Source organism: Planococcus sp. MSAK28401, from assembly GCF_018283455.1.
GTDB lineage: Bacteria > Bacillota > Bacilli > Bacillales_A > Planococcaceae > Planococcus > Planococcus alpniumensis.
Window position 1 is genome coordinate 1 of record NZ_JAAMTH010000008.1, and the last position, 18166, is coordinate 18166.

Sequence of the window (18166 nt, forward strand, 5' to 3'; positions counted from 1 at the left end):
AATGAACCAAAGTCATAGACCATCTCCTCAGAGAACCACCGAATGTTATCTTCGTTAGGCATGCGGAAAAAGCCAAAGTCATTACAGGAGATGTCGACTCCTTGCAAGACCTTGGCCAAGCTCTGTTTAATGTTTTCGGAAATGCGTTTTGCCACTTTTAGTCCGCGAAAATCGTTTTGATTGCTGATGAACAACGGTTTTTCCAAGACGAAATAGATTTGAAAGCCCTTCGGGGTTTCCAAGACAAGTGTGGGTACGCCGACGCTATGATCGAGTGCAGCCGTCAGGATTTCCGTATACGGCTGTTTTTTGGTATCGATATCGACGACAAAGGTATTGATCTGTTGGAGGTTCTTCTCTTCGTGTCCCTTGAGGAACCTTCTTTTTTCATCTGAATACCTTATGTAGTTATAAACGTTGGGATTCCAATGTGAAACCAAAGAAGCGTCCTCCAAGAGAGTTTCTAGGGACGTGACAACATAGCCTTTAACACCTGAAGGTGTAGAAAGATCTTCTTTAGATCGAACAACACCGATTGCTCCAGTTTTTCTTTTGTTAGCCTTTTTAACAGCTTCAACTCGAAGTGGAAGGCTTATTTTAGAATTCTTAACTTTGTAAGAATAGATTCCATTTTTTAAAACAGTATCTACTACTTCATACAATCTATTCATCTAAACCTTCCCCTTCATCGACTTCTCATGCTTCTTTTCCTAACCGTATAGGAATGAAAACATCGTGTAAATAGCGTCAAATCAAGGTTTTTAAGGTCGCAGAAGTAGATATTTCTACTTTTCTACTTTTGTTAGAATGAACACCATTCTCGCAGAAGTAGATATTTCTACTTTTCTACTTTTGTTAGAATGAACGCCATTCTCGCAGAAGTAGATATTTCTACTTTTCTACTTTTGTTAGAATCAATACCATTCTCGCAGAAGTAGATATTTCTACTTTTCTACTTTTGTTAGAATCAATACCATTATCGCAGAAGTAGATATTTCTACTTTTCTACTTTTGTTAGAATCAATACCATTCTCGCAGAAGTAGATATTTCTACTTTTCTACTTCTGTGAGAATGGATGCCATTCTCACAGAAGTAGATATTTCTACTTTTCTACCTTTGTTAGAATCATTGAATTAAAAAGTATTATTTCTCTTCTCTGAGACCTTGGTATTAAAGGAATAAATATCTTTAAAGAAATTTTCCTTACTAACAAAAGTAGATATTTCTACCTTTGTTAGAATGAACATCATTCTCGCAGAAGTAGATATTTCTACTTTTCTACTTTTGTTAGAATGAACGCTATTCTCGCAGAAGTAGATATTTCTACTTTTCTACCTTTGTTAGAATGGACATCATTCTCGCAGAAGTAGATATTTCTACTTTTCTACCTTTGTTAGAATAGACATCATTCTCGCAGAAGTAGATATTTCTACTTTTCTACCTTTGTTAGAATGAACATCATTCTCGCAGAAGTAGATATTTCTACTTTTCTACCTTTGTTAGAATGAACATCATTCTCGCAGAAGTAGATATTTCTACTTTTCTACCTTTGTTGGAATGAATAAGCTTATATTACAAATTTATTACAAATTATCTCTCATATACACAAACTTCTACTTATGTTATTATCAGAAATATACAGAAGTAGAAGTTTGTTAGGTAGAAGTTTGTTAGGTAGAAGTTTGTTAGGTAGAAGTTTGTTAGGAAGGGTAGGAGGAAATAAAATGACAGCTAAAACAATTGTAGTTGGAAATTTTAAAGGTGGAGTAGGGAAAACAAAAGTATCTGTAATGACTAGTTGGGAATATGCAAATGTCCACAATAAGAAAGTTCTATTAGTAGATATGGATCCTCAAGGAAATGCGAGTACTCTAATTGCTCGTTCTGCAGGAATCACCGAAATCAACAAGACAATATTTGATGGATTTCAGGAAGGCACTTTAGAAAACGTAATTTTAAAAGTTAATGAAAACCTTGATTTAATACCAGCTGCAGTATCTTTTAAAAACTTCTCAAAATTCTTGTACCAAAACTTCAAAACGGACCTTGAACAAATAACATTGTTAAAAAGACTATTAGACCCACTGAAAGAACATTATGATTATATTTTTATCGATGTACCTCCAACAATTAGTGACTACTCAGATAATGCAATGATGGCTTCAGACTATGTATTAATCATTCTTCAAGCCCAAGAACTTTCATTAGAGGGTGCTGAAACTTATGTTTCTTATCTTCAATTTATGCATGATGAATATGAAGCTGATATCCAAGTATTGGGTGTTCTTCCGGTTCTTTTAAGAGCTGGCGGTAGAGTAGATCAAACTACTGTCGAAAGAGCGACAGAGCTATTTGGAGAAGATAATGTATTTTCCAATGTTATAAAACACTTAGAGCGTCTGAAAGCTTGGGATGTTACCGGTATAAAAAATGACGACCATCACGATCGTAAAGCTCATCAAACTTTTTTAGATGTGGTTGATGAAATGGAAGAGAAGCTTGCTCGATTTGAGGAGGAAGAAACAAATGTCTGAAAGCTCTAAAAAAGGTCCATTAATTAAAAGGAAAACCAAATCTATGGAAAGACCATCACCTGTGGTGGTGACTAGTAACAATGATTTTAAGTTTTCAAATGCAACTGTCTCATCAACTGAAGAAATTGAAGCTGGACCGAAAAGAACAGAGGTCCAACCGGAAAAAAAAGAAACTAGCGACAAGCCAGTTGAAAGCAAACCTAAAAAGAAAGCCACTAGAAGAAAAGGCGTGGTTGGCAAAAACAACAATGTGAAATCCATTAAACTACCTCATGATCTCCACACTAAAATAGGTATCCTTGGTAAATTCATGGATGAAAACAAAACGTATGCAATTATTTCTAAGCTTGTAGACTACTACGAAGAGAATGAATTAACAGATCGACAGAAAAAACAAATTGAATACATGACAGATTTTCTTAATGAAGATTCAACAAATTCAAATATAAAAAAGTAGAAATATCTACCTAACAAAGGTAGATATTTCTACTTTTTTGAGATTAAAAATCTTTACTATTCACGAAAGGAGAGTTTTCAATGTACATTATTCGTTCTGAAGATGGAACGACTCTTACAAAAGAAGGAAAAGAACTTACTTTTGAAAATTTTGAGGACGCTGAAAAACAGAAGAGCGACTTACAAAACTTCGATTTCAATAATTGGACTATAATTGAAGTTATTGAAGATTAAATACAGTTTTCAAACTCTATAAACCCCACCGAGGGCGACTGCACTAGAGCGCCTAGTAACTTGCGTTACAAAGCGCTCTACGTGTCGCTTCACCCTAAAAAAGCCGATAATCAGAGGCTGTAATCCTGCGGAAACAGCCTCTAGATTCCTGTCTTTTTCTTCACGGCTGAACGAGTCGAAAAGCAAAAAGCATATGACTAAAAAACACCAAAACTTGAAGAAGTCTGTTTGCACAGAGCTTCCTAGTTCCGGTGTTTTTTTGGTTTCTCACATAAAATGCAGTTCAAATATCAAAGAGTGTACACTCAACGCTTTTGAATTTTGCTTTTCACGAACTCAGAGAATGTTTGGAAGATCTTTTCTCGTTGTTCAATTGTGAAGTCATCCAATCCAAAATACTTTTCAGCCAGCGCTCCTGTCTCGATTAATCGTTTCGTTCTCGCTTTTCGTTGTTCCCAGCTCGCTCTTCGCTGCGTTTCGTTTTGTAGCTGATGTTTTTTCTTCTGAAGATCGGTGATTTGCTTCTTGAGCTCCTGAGACTTGGCCAGGTTATCGGATTTCGGATTCATGGCCATCCCACGCCTCAGCTTGGTTTTCGCTGCCGTTTACTTGAACAGCCATCTTTTGAATCCACTCGATGGCTTCCTGTTCTGATTCCACGTTCCACATCTTCAGCACTTCAGCCCCGATGTTTTGCTGCATTTGCTTCTCCAAACTTTTTCGCTTTTCCTTTAATCTCTCGATTTGCTCTTCGATGCTGGTGATCTTTTCAATGTTGTTTGCCATTGTTCTTCACTCCTTATTTATTTATATATAAATAATTTAACATATATATAAATAAAATCCACGAAAAAGGGAAAAATTATGATATAATAAGTCCGAGCTTCCAAGCGAGTGCCCAGTTATACACCACCCGACATTCGGGGTGGTGACCTGGTCCAAAGCCCTTCCGGGTTTGGGTTGTCGCCTTCGGATATTTTAAACAGAAAAAGAGGTGAGAGAACGTGAGCTATTTCCGTCTGCAAGCGAATATCATCAGCAAGAAAACCCAATCCGCCGTGGCCAGTGCCAGTTACCGAAGTGGGGAAGAGTTGTATTCCGAGCGTGATGAAGAAATGAAAAGCTATCAGCAGCGTGAAGTGGCTCCAATCTCGTTCATCCTCAAACCGGATCATGCCCCTGAGTGGACATTGGAACGTGAAAAACTTTGGAATGAAGTAGAAAAGATCGAGAAAGCCTGGAACGCACAACTCGCTCGTGAAGTGCTGATTGCGTTGCCAGTCGAGTTGCCGGAAGACGCTCAACAAGAACTCGTCCAATCGTTCGTTCAAGAGGAATTTGTCGAAGAGGGGATGGTCGCAGACGTGGCCATTCACCGAGACAAAGAACACAATCCGCATGCGCACATCATGCTGACGGTTCGTCCGTTCAATGAAGATGGTACGTGGGGGCAAAAGAAAACACGCCAATACGAATTCGACCAAAACGGCGACATCCTTCGCGATGAACAAGGCGAGAAAGTCTTCCAAACCGTTCCGTCTACCAATTGGAACGAACGCGAAACTCTGGTGAAATGGCGCATGCACTATGCGGACGCCATCAATGAATCATTTAAAGAACATGGCATCGATCAAACCGTTTCAGCGCTTTCGTTTGAAGCACAAGGGCTCGACCAAATCGCTGAGGTTCGCTTGGAACGAAATGAATACCAATACGTGAAGCGCTTAGAAGAAAAAGGGATTGAAGCGCAGACCTTCTATCATCAATTGAATCAAGAAATCCGCAAAAAGAACGCCGAAATTGCTCAGCTAAATGATAAAATTGTCTTTCTGTCTGCTAAGCAGAAACAGGCAGATGTTCAGCACGTCCTGCATCGTCACACAAGCGAAGTTACCGCCCAATTGAACGAGGACTACGAAAAGAGCTGGCACTTCATGAAAGGGCGTCTGAAAGAAAACTTCTCGTTCGATTCGGTCCATGATCAGCTGCAGGGTTTGTATCGCTGGGAAGAACGAAAAGTCGAACCGAAACAAGTCGAAGCCCAGGTCACGCATGCCATTTTGAACGCCTCTCACAAGGCATATCAAGAGCGTAATTTCTCTGTGGTGAAGCAACAAGGATTCACTTCGTCTGACTTCCGTTCGCTCTTCACCGAGCGTTTGGATGCGTTTGAATCGCTAACGGATTCCGTTGAGAAAGACCAACAAACGGTCGATCAAGTCGTGGCACATGCTGAGAGAACGTACCGAGCGCAAAGCTTAATCGTCCATAACACCTTTAATGAGTTGTTCCCGGACATTGAGGAACGATTTGCGCACAATGACCGGACGGTGGCGTACAAGTCGAATGTCCTGACAGCAATCCAGACGAACGACCTGTCAGCCATTCCATCAGCTCATGAAGTGAATCAGCACTTGCAGCTGCAGGAACTGAAAAAGGCGTGCGAGCAAGGCGAGAAAGCCAGTGAGCAAATCCGGATCCAAGCGTTGATTCGCAATAAGCTCGGCAGTGAAAAAGAACAGCTCGTGAAAGACGGCACAGACCTCAAAGCGATTTATGAAACGTCCGTCAAACTGAACACGACCCAGCAATTGATTGAACGCTACGAGGCGAAAGCGAAGCACATGGATCAAGAACTCAACGCTTTGATTCGGGAGACGTTCCCACAAGCGAAAGAGAAGCTGCTAAAAGACGTCGAGCAACTTCCGTTAGAGATGAAAACGGCTCTACTGAAGCACTACACGCAACAGAACAAGCTGACAAAAGCGCCGACCTTGAAAGCGTGCTTGCAAGTGGCGAAGAAAGAACAAAGCAAACAAGCGATGGCGTATCATGCTTACCAAGCAAAACCGGAGGCTCGATTTGCTGAACGCTTAGGCAGCTCACAGAAATCCCTTTCTCACTTCCCAACGGGACGAGCGAGTACCGAACTGATCGAACAGTTGATTGACCAAGCTGAACGCGACCAGCACCAGGCGGCACAACACGAGATGGCTTCGCCGACGAAGCTTCGTCGAAAATCCAAAGACAAACAACTTCGCCGTGAACTCGGCTTGGAGTTTGAACTGTAAAAGCGAACTATTGAAAGGCGTGAACTTCATGATGAAAAAAACCTTACAAAAAGGCGCCGGCAAGAAAATCGCCGTTACGTTTCTTCTATCCTTGTTGATTGGATATGCCCTAACAGGACTCTTGCGCTTCTTGAAAGAAGGGGGAGGGCTCAATGCACTTCTTCTGGACGTACAAGGAACGCTGACCTTCCTCACAGAAACCGATCAGCAATCCCAACTGTTGGTGGCGATCCTCACGGTCGTCTTCTTCGGATGGTTCCTCTCCAAAATGCGTTTGGTGGAACATACGTATGAAGATGCGCATGATTTCGGCGTTCACGGATCGGCTCGATTCACAAAGCCATCTGAAGTGCTGAACGGTAAATATTTCTCCAAACACCACACATACCAATCGAAACAACCCGAAAAGACCGTGGAACGTTTGGAGAACGGATTGATTGTCGGCCGAGTGCCGAATAAGAAACAAGTGCTCATCATTCCCCGATCCACGGAGATTGATAACCGAAACGTTTACATCGTCGGATCCAGCGGGAGTGGTAAAGGACAGTCATACGTCATCCCGAATCTCGTCAATAACCATGAGGAAACCTTGATTGTTACCGATCCAAAGGGTGAGCTCTTCGAACAAACAGCTGAAATCAAGCGCAAACAAGGCTACAAGGTGTATCAAATCGACTTCATCAATTTCAATCAAGACAACTACAACTTGCTCGATTACGTCTTTGATGACCAGGATGCGCAAAGCGTTTCCGTCACGATCGCCAAAAATTCGACCAAGGATGGCAAAGAAGACTTCTTTATGGAACGTGCGCAGAAAATGCTGGCGGGATTGATTGTCTACTGCAAAACCGAAATTCCAAACGCCAGCATGCAAGACGTGCTGAATGTCTTTAATGAACGAGTCTCCCCAGACGAGGAATCGTTCCGTCAGTGGGTCGATGAAGAACTCGGTCCTCATCATCCGGCTTATCAGCTATTGAAAGGCTTAACGACGCTCGGTGGGAACACCCGAACGAGTGTCACTTCGTCCTTTGCTTCGCAAGTCAGTATTTTCACGCTGAAGAAAATTAGCGAAATGACGCGCACGAGCGATTTCAACTTCCGTGAGTTTCAGGAACAGAAAAGCATTCTCTATGTGAAGCTCCCGATGGACGAAAACCCGTTCACAGCATTAACATCTGTGTTCTTCGATCAATTGATTTCGCAGTTTTATAAACTGGCCGATGAAAACCGAGGGCAATTGAAGATCCCGACCATCTTCTTATTGGATGAATTTGCGAACATCGGGAAAATCGAGAAATACGCACGGGTCTTGGCGACGTGCCGGGGATTGGGCTTATCGATGAACACCATTGTCCAGGACAATGGACAGATTGAATCGCTGTATGGGAAAGAAATGGCTCGCTCCATCTTATCCAACCACGACACGCTGCTGTTCCTGCGAAGTAAAGATATGGAGACGATTAAGTACTTCTCCCAACTCGCTGGCGAAACGACGGCGAAGATCCAGACAGGCTCTTCCAGTCAAAGTGGAGGTTTTATGAGTGGGAAATCGAGTGCCAGCCAAAGCCAATCTGAACAGTACGTGAAGCGCTCCTTGATCCCGGAAGGGGACTTAGCGAGCATTGCCAAGAATGATTGTTATTTGTTTGTCAGTGGCTTGCATCCGATGAAGCTGCAAAAAGCATGGCAGTCCGAAGTGTTCGGTTCCTACGTTCAGCAACACACTTCTGTCGCTTCAGAACCAACTCTGAAGCAAGAATCAGCTTTTACGGTTCCAACATCTCCTGAACCGACGAAGGAATCTCCTTTCGCCTCAGGAGGCACGACAACACATGTGATTGAAGAAGAGATTGATCAATCGGACCTGTTTGATTTAACGGACGATGGACTTGAAGAAGAATGGGCAGCCATGCAAGAAGAAGAAACAGAAGAACGGTCCATTGAAGACCGATTAAAGGAAAAGGAAGCGACGGATTTACGTACGCTCTTATAAGCGAAAGGGGAGAAACCGATGCTTGTCACGATTAGCGAAATCCTCGCGAGTGATAAACGGATCTTGAGCTTTTACGATCCTGTGCCGTTTGAGGCACTTACATATGAAGGTCTGATTGACCTTGAAGAAGACGTGCAAGAGTATGCGATTACCTGTTATAGCCCGGTTCGGATTCCAGGACGAGCCGAACCCCTCTATGAAGCTTGGTATGTCAGAAAGGACGTGATGAACTATGTCGACTAAGGTGGATTTGACCGAAATTAATGACCGGCTGGAACGAAACCTCGAAGAGATGTTTCAAAACAACCGATTCCAGGACATGCTCAATGTCATGGCCAGTGGCCACCAATACTCGTTCAATAACGTGCTGATGATTGCCGGGCAAAATCCTGAAGCGACGATGGTTCGTGGATTCAGACAATGGCAAGCCTTAGGGCGTCACGTTAACAAAGGGGAAAAGAGCATTGATATCTTGGTCCCTTCATTTAAGAAAGTCGAAGTGCAAAAAGTGAACGAACAGACAGGTGAAGTGCTGCGCGATAAGAATGGTGATCCTCAATCCGAAGTTCGGCAAAGCATCACGGGCTTTCGAATCGGCAAAGTCTTCGATGTCTCACAAACCGACGGAAAAGAGATTCCGAATGTCCGAGACTTTATCCAAAAAGACTTAACCTCATCTGAATCCTTGAAGGAACTATATGACCGTTTCATCCATCAAACGAATGAGAACTCACAGCCATTAACCATTCGGGAAGAAGCACATGAAGGGCAGACGTACGGCGGTTATTTCAGTCCTCAAAAAGAGGAGATTGTCATCAATACGGCTGTTTCCAAGAACACTGAGCAAAAATTCCGTGTCTTGATTCACGAATATGCGCACAGTCAGCTCCATCATAAGGAAAGCGACATCAAAGACCTGCCAAGAGGCCATAAAGAAGCGCAGGCCGAATGCGCAGCCTATATCGTTTCCCAGTACTATGGCTTCGATACCGACCTTTCCTCCACAGGGTACATCGCCACATGGGCGCAAGATTTGAACTTGGCTAAACAAGCCATCAAAGAAGTACAAGATGTCTCCCGTGCGACGATTGAACACGTGAACTCGCTACAGAACGAAAAGATTCAAGATTTTTATCAATCCATCAATCCTGAACAGGTGAAGGAATCGGTCGAAACCAAGTTGAAACTATCGCTTGAAGATAAACCGACCTTGCAGCTGTTGGATGCCAAAAATGGACTCGTCGTTTTCGCGACCGTTGAACAGAACGAACGGGATCAGCACTTCACCCTTCGGACCAACACGAATCGAATTCTTCCGCTAAGTGAATTGGACGATCGTTATGCGGTATTAAATGTATTGGAAAACAAAGGGCAGTTGGTCCAGGAGTATCAAAAAGTTGAAGATGTCCTGGAAGTGACGAAACTGGACGAAGGGAAATACGCCGTGACCGTAGAAGGCGGCGAAAGTTCGCAGCGCACCTTCCATAAAAAAGCTGAAGGGGAGCGATTTATTGGAAAAGCTGCACTTGCCCAATCGTTGAACACTGACCGGTACTTGAGCCGTTCTCAACACAAAGAAGCCCCTCGCCTTCAGCAACTTAATGAAAAGCATTTAAATGAACGATTGAGCCGCGTGCTGAAGCAACCGAATTTACAAGCAGAAGCGAAGCACGGCGTCACCATCGGATGGCAATTGGTAAAAAATCCGCAGATCCAGTCCAAGGATGATTTACAAAAACACCTGAACGAATTGAATCCGAATCATGGGAAGACCTCTGAACTAAAAGAAGCCTTCGCTCAATTGAACAAAGGTGAAAAAACGAAAGAAAAAGAAAATGAATTAGAGCGTTGAGTTAAAAAGCATTGGAGAAGAATTCCTTCTCCAATGCTTTTTCTATGTCAGAACATGAATTTACTGGGTTACGCACGCTATTAAGCTTAATTTTGTAAAATGATCCCCCTTTATTACATTTTAAATCGGAAAAAGATTAAAACTGGTGTTATTTTTCATTAATAAATTTAGAATTTAAGTAATTAAAAGTGATATATCTATAAAAATCAAACCTTTTACTAGTTATTTTTATCCAATTTCTAATTTTTGTATTATTTACAATAAAAAGAAAAAACATTATGTTAAAGACACCACTCAAATGAAAACTATTGTAGAACGGAGATTAGTAGATGAGAATTTTGCCCACTGTGTACAAAGCTAAGTCTGAAATTACCCGGTTAGAAAAATACGTGTTCCTCGCCGAGAGTTATGGTGAACAAACTCTTGAAAAACAAATCATTAAACACTATGCCTATATCGGCAGTATTTCCAAAACCGTTGCTCATTTGAACGAAAAGCGAGCAAACGAAGGATTAGCCCCCATTGAACTTTCCTATGCGAAAGAAGTCATTCAATCCAAGCCAGCAGATGCATTACACCGGATGGTTCGCACTCGCTATAGACAAAAAATTAGACATTTACAGTACTGAACGCGGACGAACGCTCGATGACCTGTTGAATCCATTAAGGCTTCGCTGAATGGAGCGAAAGAAACGAGGAATCTATTGAAAAATCCTGAAGAAAAAGAATCCGAAATCCCAAAAAGAGAAATCCCTTTGATGTTTATTGGACTCGCCTTGCTAATCGGTAGTTTTTACTGGCGATGGCTCTTTCATTTCTTTTTTATCATTCCGTCCCTGATCTTTTTTCTGCGAAGTATGGATGATTTTAAAAAAGGAAATAAGAAATCGATGTACTGGAATATGGTCTCATCTTTTTCGCCTTGATCTTTTTAGCAAATACCGATTGATGTTTAATTGATAGGATATACAGAGCATCTTCACGGGCGACTGCACAAGAGCGCCTAGCAACCGTCGTTTCAAGGCGCTCTATGTGTCGCTTCCCCCTAAAAAAGCCGATAATCAGGGGCTGTAACCTGTCGGAAACAGCCCCTAGATTCCTGTCCTTTTCTTAACGGGTGAACGAGTCGAACAACAGAAGACCGAGCAAATGGGAAGGCAGCCGAAACGGCTGCCTTTTGTCGTTATTTTTTGCTTTTGGCCACCGGAGCGTACACAGCCCCAGCCTGTCTAAGCTCGAAATACGGACAGATTCCTTGGCTTCGCCCTATCCCTATTTCAAGCCAAGACAGGAGCCGACAAAGCCCGTGTTCAGTCAAGGGGCACCAAACTTTTTTAGACCGGCTTCGCTAAAAAACTTTGGTGCTGGGACCCTTGACTGGTCGGCTATGGGGTGTGGCCGTCCTCCTTACCAAAAGGCAAAAAATAATCCCTTTTGGGACCATTCCCGCCCGGCGGACAAAACCAAAAAGGAGCGATACCCCATGAAACTCGAAAAAATCATTGAAATCACACGCATTAAACAAGAAGTGAAAGAAGTCGAAGAAACCTACAAAAGCGTCCTCCCCGAACGCATTCAGAGTTCCACAGATGCCATCAATTTTGCGAAAGCTCTCATAGGAGATGAGGACCGGGAGGTTTTCTTGGTCATCTGCTTGAACATCAAAAATGAAATCTCGGTGGTTCATCGTTGCCATATCGGAAGCTTGAACGCCAGCATCGTTCATCCACGCGACGTGTTCAAAGCTGCCATTTTGAATAACTCTGGAAGCATTTTAGTAGCGCATAATCATCCCTCCGGCGACTGCCAGTATTCCACTGAAGACTTAGCTGTCAGCAAGCGATTGATGGATGCCGGCGAACTGATTGGCATTGAAGTATTGGATTCACTGATTGTGAGCCAAAAAGACGGCGTTTCCTTGAGGGAACTTGGGGTAATCTAAAAACCCCGTCCCTACAGGCTTCTCAGACGAAATGAATCGTATCATCTATCGTCCAAGTAAAGATAAATCCCTCAGAAGGCAAATCTCAGACACGGGATTTGCCTTTTGTAAGGGAGATTCCGCAAACTTCATAGCTGCGCTGAAACAATAGCAAGGAAAAAGGAACCGATCGATGCCACCTGCTTTGCATCAATCAGTTCCTTTTGATTATTTGAATCAATCCACCAACTGAATGCCTACCAAGCTCTCAACCGGCAATCGCTGCCGTCCGGATTCGTCTTCATAAACCAGTTGCCCATTCCTCAAATCGATTTCTTGAATTACGCCAGTATGCGTAAAAAACGCGCCGTTTTTCCATGTCTTCAGTTGGACCTCACATCTTCGCCTCATGGCGATTTCCACTTCTTCCTGGATGGCTTGCAAATCAAACTCGGTTAATTCGGGTTTCGGCACCTGGTCCTGTTCCTCGTAAAATGCTTTGATTAACCGGACGTGTTCCGTCAGCAGCATCCCTTGCCATTTAATTAACCCTCGATCGCTGACAGCCCCTACTTGTTTTGTGTGTTTCGTTGTTTTCATGCTATCGCCTCCTTTCAATTAAAAAGAACATACGTTCTTATCATACCACTTTAGAAACGCTCTGAATCCTCCCTTTATAAATAAGCATACAAAAACCCATTCTCTTGAAGACCAAGAAAATGGGTTCTCGCTATTTTTCGGATCAAATCATTAAGTTTATTGCTGTTGGTGCAGAAAGAGTCTCTTATATTATCGACATCTTGCTTGTAGACCCTCCAAAGGTTGTTTGATGCCTACCGCAAAGTAATCCTCACCGTCATGCTCAATTCGTGTTCGTGCGTATATTTCTTGTGATTCATCCCAGATTTCAAGGGGACTGCCCGACGTAAAGTAATCTTCAGCGCCTTCGATTTCATAACGTCCGTCTGACCGTTTAATAACTCTTCCACTGGCTTGAATCGGTTTCTGAAGGTACTCAACCGAATAAATTAAGCTATACAGATGGTCTGCCACTTTCCGAATTTCTCGCTCTTCAAAGCGTTGTTCCGGATCTTCATGGTCGTGCTCAAACTCTTCTTCTTTTGATATCCCTTTTAAAGCAGGCAACGTAGCCGCCAACTTTTTCTTGGCCTCTTCTAATCTCAAGTAAATGCCCCCTCAATGTTTGTTGCAGTTTCTCGGATGAACAAGTTCTTTCTATTATATCGCATTTATACACTGAACTTTAAGCTATCTTTTTCATTCTTTACCTTTTGATTCGCGTTCTTCTATTTTTCTTTTTCGAAAAGTCGTTGTCAATACATCCATTCGCCTTGTGATTTCATTGTTCAGAATTTTTTCCAGTATCGTTAAAATAACCTCTAGCTCTCTCTCTGTAAATCCTCAATATAGCCGATTTTCTTCATATCGATCAAATCGAATCACTATTCCGGCACCTCTCTGTACTTTTTTAAGTAATTATTCTATATATTTAGATATGGAGTACACCAAAGTTCACTTTACTCCTCTATCTTTATGGATTCTCTTTTAAGAGTCATAGATAAAAGGGCAACAAAGTAGGCTTTAACCAGACTTACTTAGCCCTTTCTATTTATATAACTGCTAATTCTCCATCGTAATTTCAATCAGAACATTTAAATTACTAGCTATACTCGACACTTTTTTCACATTTAAAGTTTATTATCTAATAAATAAACTACTTATATGGGGGATAATAATGAAAATTGAAATCATTCAACCAATCGTGGAACGGAAAGAGATTTTAAAGAATTTATTGGAATTGTACCAATATGATTTTTCAGAGTTTGAATCTGAAGATGTAGATGAAAATGGATTGTTTGGCTATAAATATCTGGATTGTTATTGGAACGAACCAAACCACTATCCATTTTTATTTCAAGTGGACGGTAAGTATGCAGGATTTGCTTTGGTACGTAAGATAACTGTTGAAGATGCAAGTAATCCTTCTTATATGAAAATGTGTGAGTTTTTTGTAATGAGAAAATATCGAAAAGAAGGTGTTGGAAAACGAGCAGCCTTTCATATTTTCAATCTCTTTCAAGATACTTGGGAAGTGGCGGAACTTGAAACCAACCTTCCAGCTCAAAAGTTTTGGAGAGAGGTAATTTCTGAGTATACTAACAATAATTACTCGGAATTTTATCTAGACCAATGGCCTGGACCGATTCAAAGATTCTTCACAGTTTAGCTTATAAACACGCTTCAAATAATATAACCAGAAAAAACCCCCGACTGGTAGTCACTTTCTTAAAGTGTCTACCAATCGGGGGTCAGTTCAGTTTTTTAAAAGATAATTCTTCCTCAACTTCTAAAATTTAATTGTGTCACTCGATCTCTTAAAGCTCTTAAACTAAAACGTCGGGCTTGTTTTAAATACGCTTCAATAAAAAAAGGCCAAGGAAAAAATTCCATAGGCCTTTGCTTTAAAACAAAGGAATTTAAACAGAGATCTGTTCTCTTATTAACCCCTTCAGGAAGCTTTTGGTTTAATCTCTTCCATGTACCTTCTTATGTCTTCCTCCGACATTTCACCGGTAATGATTTTTACGATATCTCCATCTGGATTGATCAACATGGTAGTAGGAAGTGGGCGAATGTTGTATGCCTCCATTACACTTTTATTTTTATCAATAACAATTGGGAAGGTTAAGTTTTTTTGTTCTGCATATTGTTTCACTTCATAGTCAGACTGAGCAATATTTACAGCCAATATTTGCACGCCTTGATCCTTGTAATTCTGGTATTGCTTTTCCATCAATGGAAACTCTTTCTCACATGGTTTGCACCAAGTTCCCCAAAAGTTTACAAAAACTCCTTGTCCTCTATACTCAGATAGTTGCTGGCGCTGCCCATTTAAGTCAGTTAAGGTGAAATCAGGTGCCTTGTCTCCTACCTGTAATACCTCACTTTGCTCTTTCGTTAGTGCATTATAAATCGTAAATATGATGGCACCCGTCATGACAAGCAAGATAACACTTCTCAAAATTAAACGTTGCTTTTTTCTTACAGCCATACGATCCCCCCTCAGTACTAATCTTTCATCTTTACTAGACCCAAAACCATAGAAATTGTTAAACCTCGCAGCAAAGACAGAATAACTTGAGATGCATATACAGATTAAGAACGAGATTCTCTAAATGCCAGTAATAGCATAGTTACCGTGATTAAAACAAAGGCAATCAATGCCAAGAATGGAATCGTGATGAAACCTGCCCAATTGATATATTCTGAGCTGCATGGAACCCCATTGACACAGGGCTTGAATCCACCAAACCCAGGAATTTTTTGTTCCAAGTAGTGCAGAACGGAAATACTCCCACCCAAAAGGGAGAGTGGCAAAACGTAACGAGGCGCTTTAGTGTCGTTTGTAAAGGTTGCAATGCCCAAAATCAGCACTAAGGGATACATGGCAATCCGTTGATACCAGCAAAGTTCGCACGGAATAAAACCTTGCACTTCACTGAAGTATAGGCTTCCCAGCATCGCTACTAGGGAAACAAACCACGCACTATAGAGTAGAATCCCCGTTTTTCCAGACTGTCCTTGTTCTTTCGCCATCACTCTGCACCTTCCAATTCTTGATCAATCAAGGCTTTGATCGCATCATAATCAAAGGGGTCTTCCAATTGTTGGCCGTTAACTGAAATAGTAGGTGTTTGAGAAACACCAGCTTCTTCCACTAGAGCTTCATCCTTTTGGAGCTGTTCTTGTTGTGACACTTGTTCGATGTCTTCCTTTAGACGAACCTGGTCAATCTCTGGAAATGCTGATGCTACTTCCATCAATTTTTCTGGAGTAATCCATGCGGCATCATGGTCTTCTACTGGTTGGGCATCATAAAGAGCTTTATGAAACTCCCAATAAATTTCTGGGCTCTGCTCATAAACCGACTCCGCAGCCAAAGAACCTAATACAGACTCATTTCCGTGAAAAAATACATTAATATAAGAAAACTTCACCTTTCCTGTTTCCACATAGTCCTCTACAAGCTGAGGATATACCATTTCTCCCCAAGCTTTACAAGATGGGCACTTAAAGTCACCGTATTCCACTACTGTCACTGGAGCATTGCCCTCACCTAAAGTGGGCTGTCCGGAAACATCCACTTGTGCTGTTTCTACAGCGGGTGCTTCCTCTTGATTCAGAAATACCACTATGACGGATACAATTACTGCTAATACAGCGGTTGCTAGGACGATCCATTTCATTTTAGATTGCTTCGATTTATTTCCCATTTTTATATCCTCTTTTCTACTTTTATTATCCAACGCTGAGCATTAAGCCTACATAAAAACTCAACACACAAAACAATCCCATCACCAATGTCAAATATACAGGGATTTTTTGCTTGAAACTATAAATGACAAGACTGCCAAAGGCTGTGCCGAGAAACAAAAATAAAACGCCAAGAATGCTCCACTCAAATTGCAGATGCATCGCAGTATCCATCGAACCAGTATGAAAATAAGCAAAAAGATTGGAAGCTCCATTCATTCTTATAAACGATTCGATTGAATGGGGAGGTTCTTGTTGCCCTAATACTGCAGTTGCCGACAATACAAGTAACAATACAACGCTTTCTGCTCTGGCCCAAGGCAATGGATTTACCTTTTTCCCTCTGCTTAATTTCGCTCTAATGAATACGCCATTGATGAAAGCAAAGAGTAATACTGGAAGAATTAATAAATGTTTCACTAAAATTGCTTGGCCATATGGCATTTGCCACGCATCCGTATAGTCTTTTAAATTCAACGCCAAAGTCATGATATATAATCCTGAAGCCGAAATGATAATTAAACATATGATAGCAAGTGGAGTGAACCATTTTATAAATGGGAGCCAGTTTTTAGAAGACACTGAAAACCAGCTAACAATAAGTAAAATACCTATCCAAACCGTTGCAGCTGTAAAGTGTAAAGTATGAAAAATAAATCCACTTCCATCTGTTAATGAAGCTGCATGGCTTCCCCATCCCAACGCGAGAAGGAGCAGAAAAGTAAAAACGAGGGAGACAACGATCAATACTTTGCTCTTAAAAACGGGAGTAACTGATACGAAAAAATAGAAAAAAAGAGAAGTTAAAACCGTTACTGACCACGCTTGCCCTACCTCGAATTCCCCGACTACATTTTGAACGGTCAATAAAAGACCGATATCTTCGTATAGAAATACTACAAGCCGAATGACGGGAGCTGTCGATAAAAAAGCAATGCCCAAGATGGAAATTTGTAGGACGCGTTTATTTATTACCAGATCCGGCTTTTTATTGGCTGGAACTAAGTGAATAAGCAACGAGCCAATTAAAAGCGAAAAACAGAGATATAGAAGCATTTCAGCTATGTATAGCCAGATCATTTAACTTTTTCGCCTCTCCAGCGCCCACATGAATGTACCAGCTGCGATTATCGCCAAAATAATAAAAATGATTATTACGGCATACGGAGGACTGGATGTTGTCGTTTCGCTAGTTTGCTGATCCGTTTCAAAGGTTTGTGTTTCTTTAGTTGGTACCTCTGAAAGGGAACCTGTAATTTGCTCTTCTGTATCCTCTGTTTTCTTCACCTCTCCTGTTTTTGCGGTAAAGCTTAAAATACCTTCAATTGGATGCCCATCCGCGCCGATTATTTTCCATTTCACAGTATAGTCCCCATCAGGCATGCTGCCCTTAGGATTCCCACTCATTGATTGTTCCAAGAGCTGAACATTGAAAGGAACTTCCTCGCCCTCTTGGTTTTCCACGGTAAAGTTGCTGCCTTTCTCCAAGGCGGTATTGAATTCAAGAACAATTTCATTAAGTTCTTCAGTCACTGTAGCTCCATCACTCGGCACACTTTTTTCGAGTGCAGTATGAGCAGAAACAGTAGTCGAACACATAAGCAGTATCAATACTGCCATTATCCATATTTTTTTCATTTGCTAAAAACCTCCAGAATGGGTTGTTTTTATTTAATAAGCCACTTTCCCTCTTATAAAGTCTACCAAGAATCTTTGAACATTAAAACAATCGTTTGAATATTAGAATTGACAAATCAACGAACTCT

The 18166-nt window shown here is 41.4% G+C and carries 20 protein-coding genes and 1 pseudogene; 11 read left to right on the forward strand and 10 right to left on the reverse strand.

Features of this window, described 5'->3' with window-relative positions; all coding sequences use genetic code 11:
* Window positions 1–671, reverse strand: a pseudogene (locus G3255_RS18520) (primase C-terminal domain-containing protein); the annotation flags it as partial.
* Window positions 672–1725: 1054 nt separating this feature from the next.
* Here G3255_RS18520 and G3255_RS18525 point away from each other — a divergent pair.
* The 3 genes from G3255_RS18525 to G3255_RS18535 all read left to right on the forward strand — a co-directional run bounded on the left by G3255_RS18525 (window position 1726) and on the right by G3255_RS18535 (window position 3225).
* Window positions 1726–2535 carry a ParA family protein gene (locus G3255_RS18525; RefSeq protein WP_211656095.1) on the forward strand — a complete coding sequence of 270 codons (810 nt, stop codon included), beginning with the start codon at window positions 1726–1728 and terminating at the stop codon, window positions 2533–2535.
* The gene (locus G3255_RS18530) at window positions 2528–2992 is read left to right on the forward strand and encodes a hypothetical protein (protein ID WP_211656096.1); all 465 of its coding nucleotides are present in this window, start codon (window positions 2528–2530) and stop codon (window positions 2990–2992) included. The genes G3255_RS18525 and G3255_RS18530 overlap by 8 nt, the downstream gene beginning before the upstream one ends.
* An 80-nt stretch (window positions 2993–3072) precedes the next feature.
* Complete coding sequence (locus G3255_RS18535; RefSeq protein WP_211656097.1) at window positions 3073–3225, forward strand: hypothetical protein; 153 nt, start codon at window positions 3073–3075, stop codon at window positions 3223–3225.
* A gap of 305 nt (window positions 3226–3530) precedes the next feature.
* Here G3255_RS18535 and G3255_RS18540 read toward each other — a convergent pair whose 3' ends face one another.
* Both G3255_RS18540 and G3255_RS18545 read right to left on the reverse strand, forming a co-directional pair.
* Complete coding sequence (locus tag G3255_RS18540) at window positions 3531–3794, reverse strand: hypothetical protein (protein WP_211656098.1); 264 nt, start codon at window positions 3792–3794, stop codon at window positions 3531–3533.
* On the reverse strand, window positions 3775–4011 hold the full coding sequence (locus G3255_RS18545) for a hypothetical protein (protein WP_211656099.1): 237 nt from the start codon (window positions 4009–4011) through the stop codon (window positions 3775–3777). Before G3255_RS18545 ends, G3255_RS18540 begins: the two co-directional genes overlap by 20 nt.
* A 218-nt stretch (window positions 4012–4229) precedes the next feature.
* Between G3255_RS18545 and mobQ the strand changes: the two genes are divergently transcribed.
* The 7 genes from mobQ to G3255_RS18580 all read left to right on the forward strand — a co-directional run bounded on the left by mobQ (window position 4230) and on the right by G3255_RS18580 (window position 12086).
* On the forward strand, window positions 4230–6296 hold the full coding sequence (gene mobQ, locus G3255_RS18550) for a MobQ family relaxase (RefSeq protein WP_211656100.1): 2067 nt from the start codon (window positions 4230–4232) through the stop codon (window positions 6294–6296).
* A 28-nt stretch (window positions 6297–6324) separates the two neighbouring features.
* Window positions 6325–8292 carry a VirD4-like conjugal transfer protein, CD1115 family gene (locus tag G3255_RS18555; RefSeq protein WP_249222393.1) on the forward strand — a complete coding sequence of 656 codons (1968 nt, stop codon included), beginning with the start codon at window positions 6325–6327 and terminating at the stop codon, window positions 8290–8292.
* Window positions 8293–8310: 18 nt separating this feature from the next.
* Complete coding sequence (locus G3255_RS18560; protein ID WP_182093514.1) at window positions 8311–8535, forward strand: hypothetical protein; 225 nt, start codon at window positions 8311–8313, stop codon at window positions 8533–8535.
* Window positions 8525–10144, forward strand: coding sequence for an ArdC-like ssDNA-binding domain-containing protein (locus G3255_RS18565; protein ID WP_211656101.1), 1620 nt, complete (start codon window positions 8525–8527; stop codon window positions 10142–10144). Before G3255_RS18560 ends, G3255_RS18565 begins: the two co-directional genes overlap by 11 nt.
* A gap of 329 nt (window positions 10145–10473) precedes the next feature.
* Complete coding sequence (locus G3255_RS18570) at window positions 10474–10773, forward strand: hypothetical protein (RefSeq protein ID WP_211656102.1); 300 nt, start codon at window positions 10474–10476, stop codon at window positions 10771–10773.
* Between the two features lie 75 nt (window positions 10774–10848).
* A complete protein-coding gene (locus G3255_RS18575) occupies window positions 10849–11070 on the forward strand; it encodes a hypothetical protein (RefSeq protein WP_211656103.1) in 222 nt (73 codons plus the stop codon).
* 557 nt (window positions 11071–11627) lie between these two features.
* Window positions 11628–12086, forward strand: a complete 459-nt coding sequence (locus tag G3255_RS18580) for a JAB domain-containing protein (protein WP_211656104.1) — start codon at window positions 11628–11630, stop codon at window positions 12084–12086.
* 216 nt (window positions 12087–12302) lie between these two features.
* On the opposite strand, the gene G3255_RS18585 is transcribed toward G3255_RS18580, so the two are convergent.
* Entirely contained in the window at window positions 12303–12665 is a 363-nt protein-coding gene (locus G3255_RS18585; RefSeq protein ID WP_211656105.1) for a YolD-like family protein, read from the reverse strand.
* Window positions 12666–12854: 189 nt separating this feature from the next.
* A complete protein-coding gene (locus tag G3255_RS18590; RefSeq protein ID WP_069576885.1) occupies window positions 12855–13250 on the reverse strand; it encodes a DUF5348 domain-containing protein in 396 nt (131 codons plus the stop codon).
* Window positions 13251–13821: 571 nt separating this feature from the next.
* Here G3255_RS18590 and G3255_RS18595 point away from each other — a divergent pair.
* Window positions 13822–14313, forward strand: coding sequence for a GNAT family N-acetyltransferase (locus G3255_RS18595; RefSeq protein ID WP_068487667.1), 492 nt, complete (start codon window positions 13822–13824; stop codon window positions 14311–14313).
* Window positions 14314–14595: 282 nt separating this feature from the next.
* Here the strand turns inward: G3255_RS18595 and resA are convergent, their stop codons facing one another.
* From resA to G3255_RS18620, 5 genes are all read right to left on the reverse strand, one after another.
* Window positions 14596–15138: a thiol-disulfide oxidoreductase ResA gene (resA, locus tag G3255_RS18600; RefSeq protein ID WP_068487668.1), complete on the reverse strand. Its 543-nt coding sequence runs from the start codon at window positions 15136–15138 to the stop codon at window positions 14596–14598.
* A 104-nt stretch (window positions 15139–15242) separates the two neighbouring features.
* Complete coding sequence (locus G3255_RS18605; protein WP_068487669.1) at window positions 15243–15683, reverse strand: disulfide oxidoreductase; 441 nt, start codon at window positions 15681–15683, stop codon at window positions 15243–15245.
* On the reverse strand, window positions 15683–16360 hold the full coding sequence (locus tag G3255_RS18610) for a DsbA family protein (protein WP_068487670.1): 678 nt from the start codon (window positions 16358–16360) through the stop codon (window positions 15683–15685). The genes G3255_RS18605 and G3255_RS18610 overlap by 1 nt, the downstream gene beginning before the upstream one ends.
* Window positions 16361–16385: 25 nt before the next feature.
* Complete coding sequence (locus G3255_RS18615; RefSeq protein WP_101189070.1) at window positions 16386–17480, reverse strand: CopD family protein; 1095 nt, start codon at window positions 17478–17480, stop codon at window positions 16386–16388.
* A complete protein-coding gene (locus G3255_RS18620) occupies window positions 17481–18038 on the reverse strand; it encodes a copper resistance CopC family protein (RefSeq protein WP_068487672.1) in 558 nt (185 codons plus the stop codon).
* Between the last annotated feature and the right edge of the window lie 128 nt (window positions 18039–18166).

What these genes read in the sequence shown, in the direction of transcription:
- G3255_RS18525 (WP_211656095.1), top strand. Translation starts at nt 1,726, where the DNA reads ATGACAGCTAAAACAATTGTAGTTGGAAATTTTAAAGGTGGAGTAGGG.
- G3255_RS18530 (WP_211656096.1), top strand. Translation starts at nt 2,528, where the DNA reads ATGTCTGAAAGCTCTAAAAAAGGTCCATTAATTAAAAGGAAAACCAAA.
- G3255_RS18535 (WP_211656097.1), top strand. Translation starts at nt 3,073, where the DNA reads ATGTACATTATTCGTTCTGAAGATGGAACGACTCTTACAAAAGAAGGA.
- G3255_RS18540 (WP_211656098.1), bottom strand. Translation starts at nt 3,794, where the DNA reads ATGAATCCGAAATCCGATAACCTGGCCAAGTCTCAGGAGCTCAAGAAG.
- G3255_RS18545 (WP_211656099.1), bottom strand. Translation starts at nt 4,011, where the DNA reads ATGGCAAACAACATTGAAAAGATCACCAGCATCGAAGAGCAAATCGAG.
- G3255_RS18555 (WP_249222393.1), top strand. Translation starts at nt 6,325, where the DNA reads ATGATGAAAAAAACCTTACAAAAAGGCGCCGGCAAGAAAATCGCCGTT.
- G3255_RS18560 (WP_182093514.1), top strand. Translation starts at nt 8,311, where the DNA reads ATGCTTGTCACGATTAGCGAAATCCTCGCGAGTGATAAACGGATCTTG.
- G3255_RS18565 (WP_211656101.1), top strand. Translation starts at nt 8,525, where the DNA reads ATGTCGACTAAGGTGGATTTGACCGAAATTAATGACCGGCTGGAACGA.
- G3255_RS18570 (WP_211656102.1), top strand. Translation starts at nt 10,474, where the DNA reads ATGAGAATTTTGCCCACTGTGTACAAAGCTAAGTCTGAAATTACCCGG.
- G3255_RS18580 (WP_211656104.1), top strand. Translation starts at nt 11,628, where the DNA reads ATGAAACTCGAAAAAATCATTGAAATCACACGCATTAAACAAGAAGTG.
- G3255_RS18585 (WP_211656105.1), bottom strand. Translation starts at nt 12,665, where the DNA reads ATGAAAACAACGAAACACACAAAACAAGTAGGGGCTGTCAGCGATCGA.
- G3255_RS18595 (WP_068487667.1), top strand. Translation starts at nt 13,822, where the DNA reads ATGAAAATTGAAATCATTCAACCAATCGTGGAACGGAAAGAGATTTTA.
- resA (WP_068487668.1), bottom strand. Translation starts at nt 15,138, where the DNA reads ATGGCTGTAAGAAAAAAGCAACGTTTAATTTTGAGAAGTGTTATCTTG.
- G3255_RS18605 (WP_068487669.1), bottom strand. Translation starts at nt 15,683, where the DNA reads ATGGCGAAAGAACAAGGACAGTCTGGAAAAACGGGGATTCTACTCTAT.
- G3255_RS18610 (WP_068487670.1), bottom strand. Translation starts at nt 16,360, where the DNA reads ATGGGAAATAAATCGAAGCAATCTAAAATGAAATGGATCGTCCTAGCA.
- G3255_RS18615 (WP_101189070.1), bottom strand. Translation starts at nt 17,480, where the DNA reads ATGATCTGGCTATACATAGCTGAAATGCTTCTATATCTCTGTTTTTCG.
- G3255_RS18620 (WP_068487672.1), bottom strand. Translation starts at nt 18,038, where the DNA reads ATGAAAAAAATATGGATAATGGCAGTATTGATACTGCTTATGTGTTCG.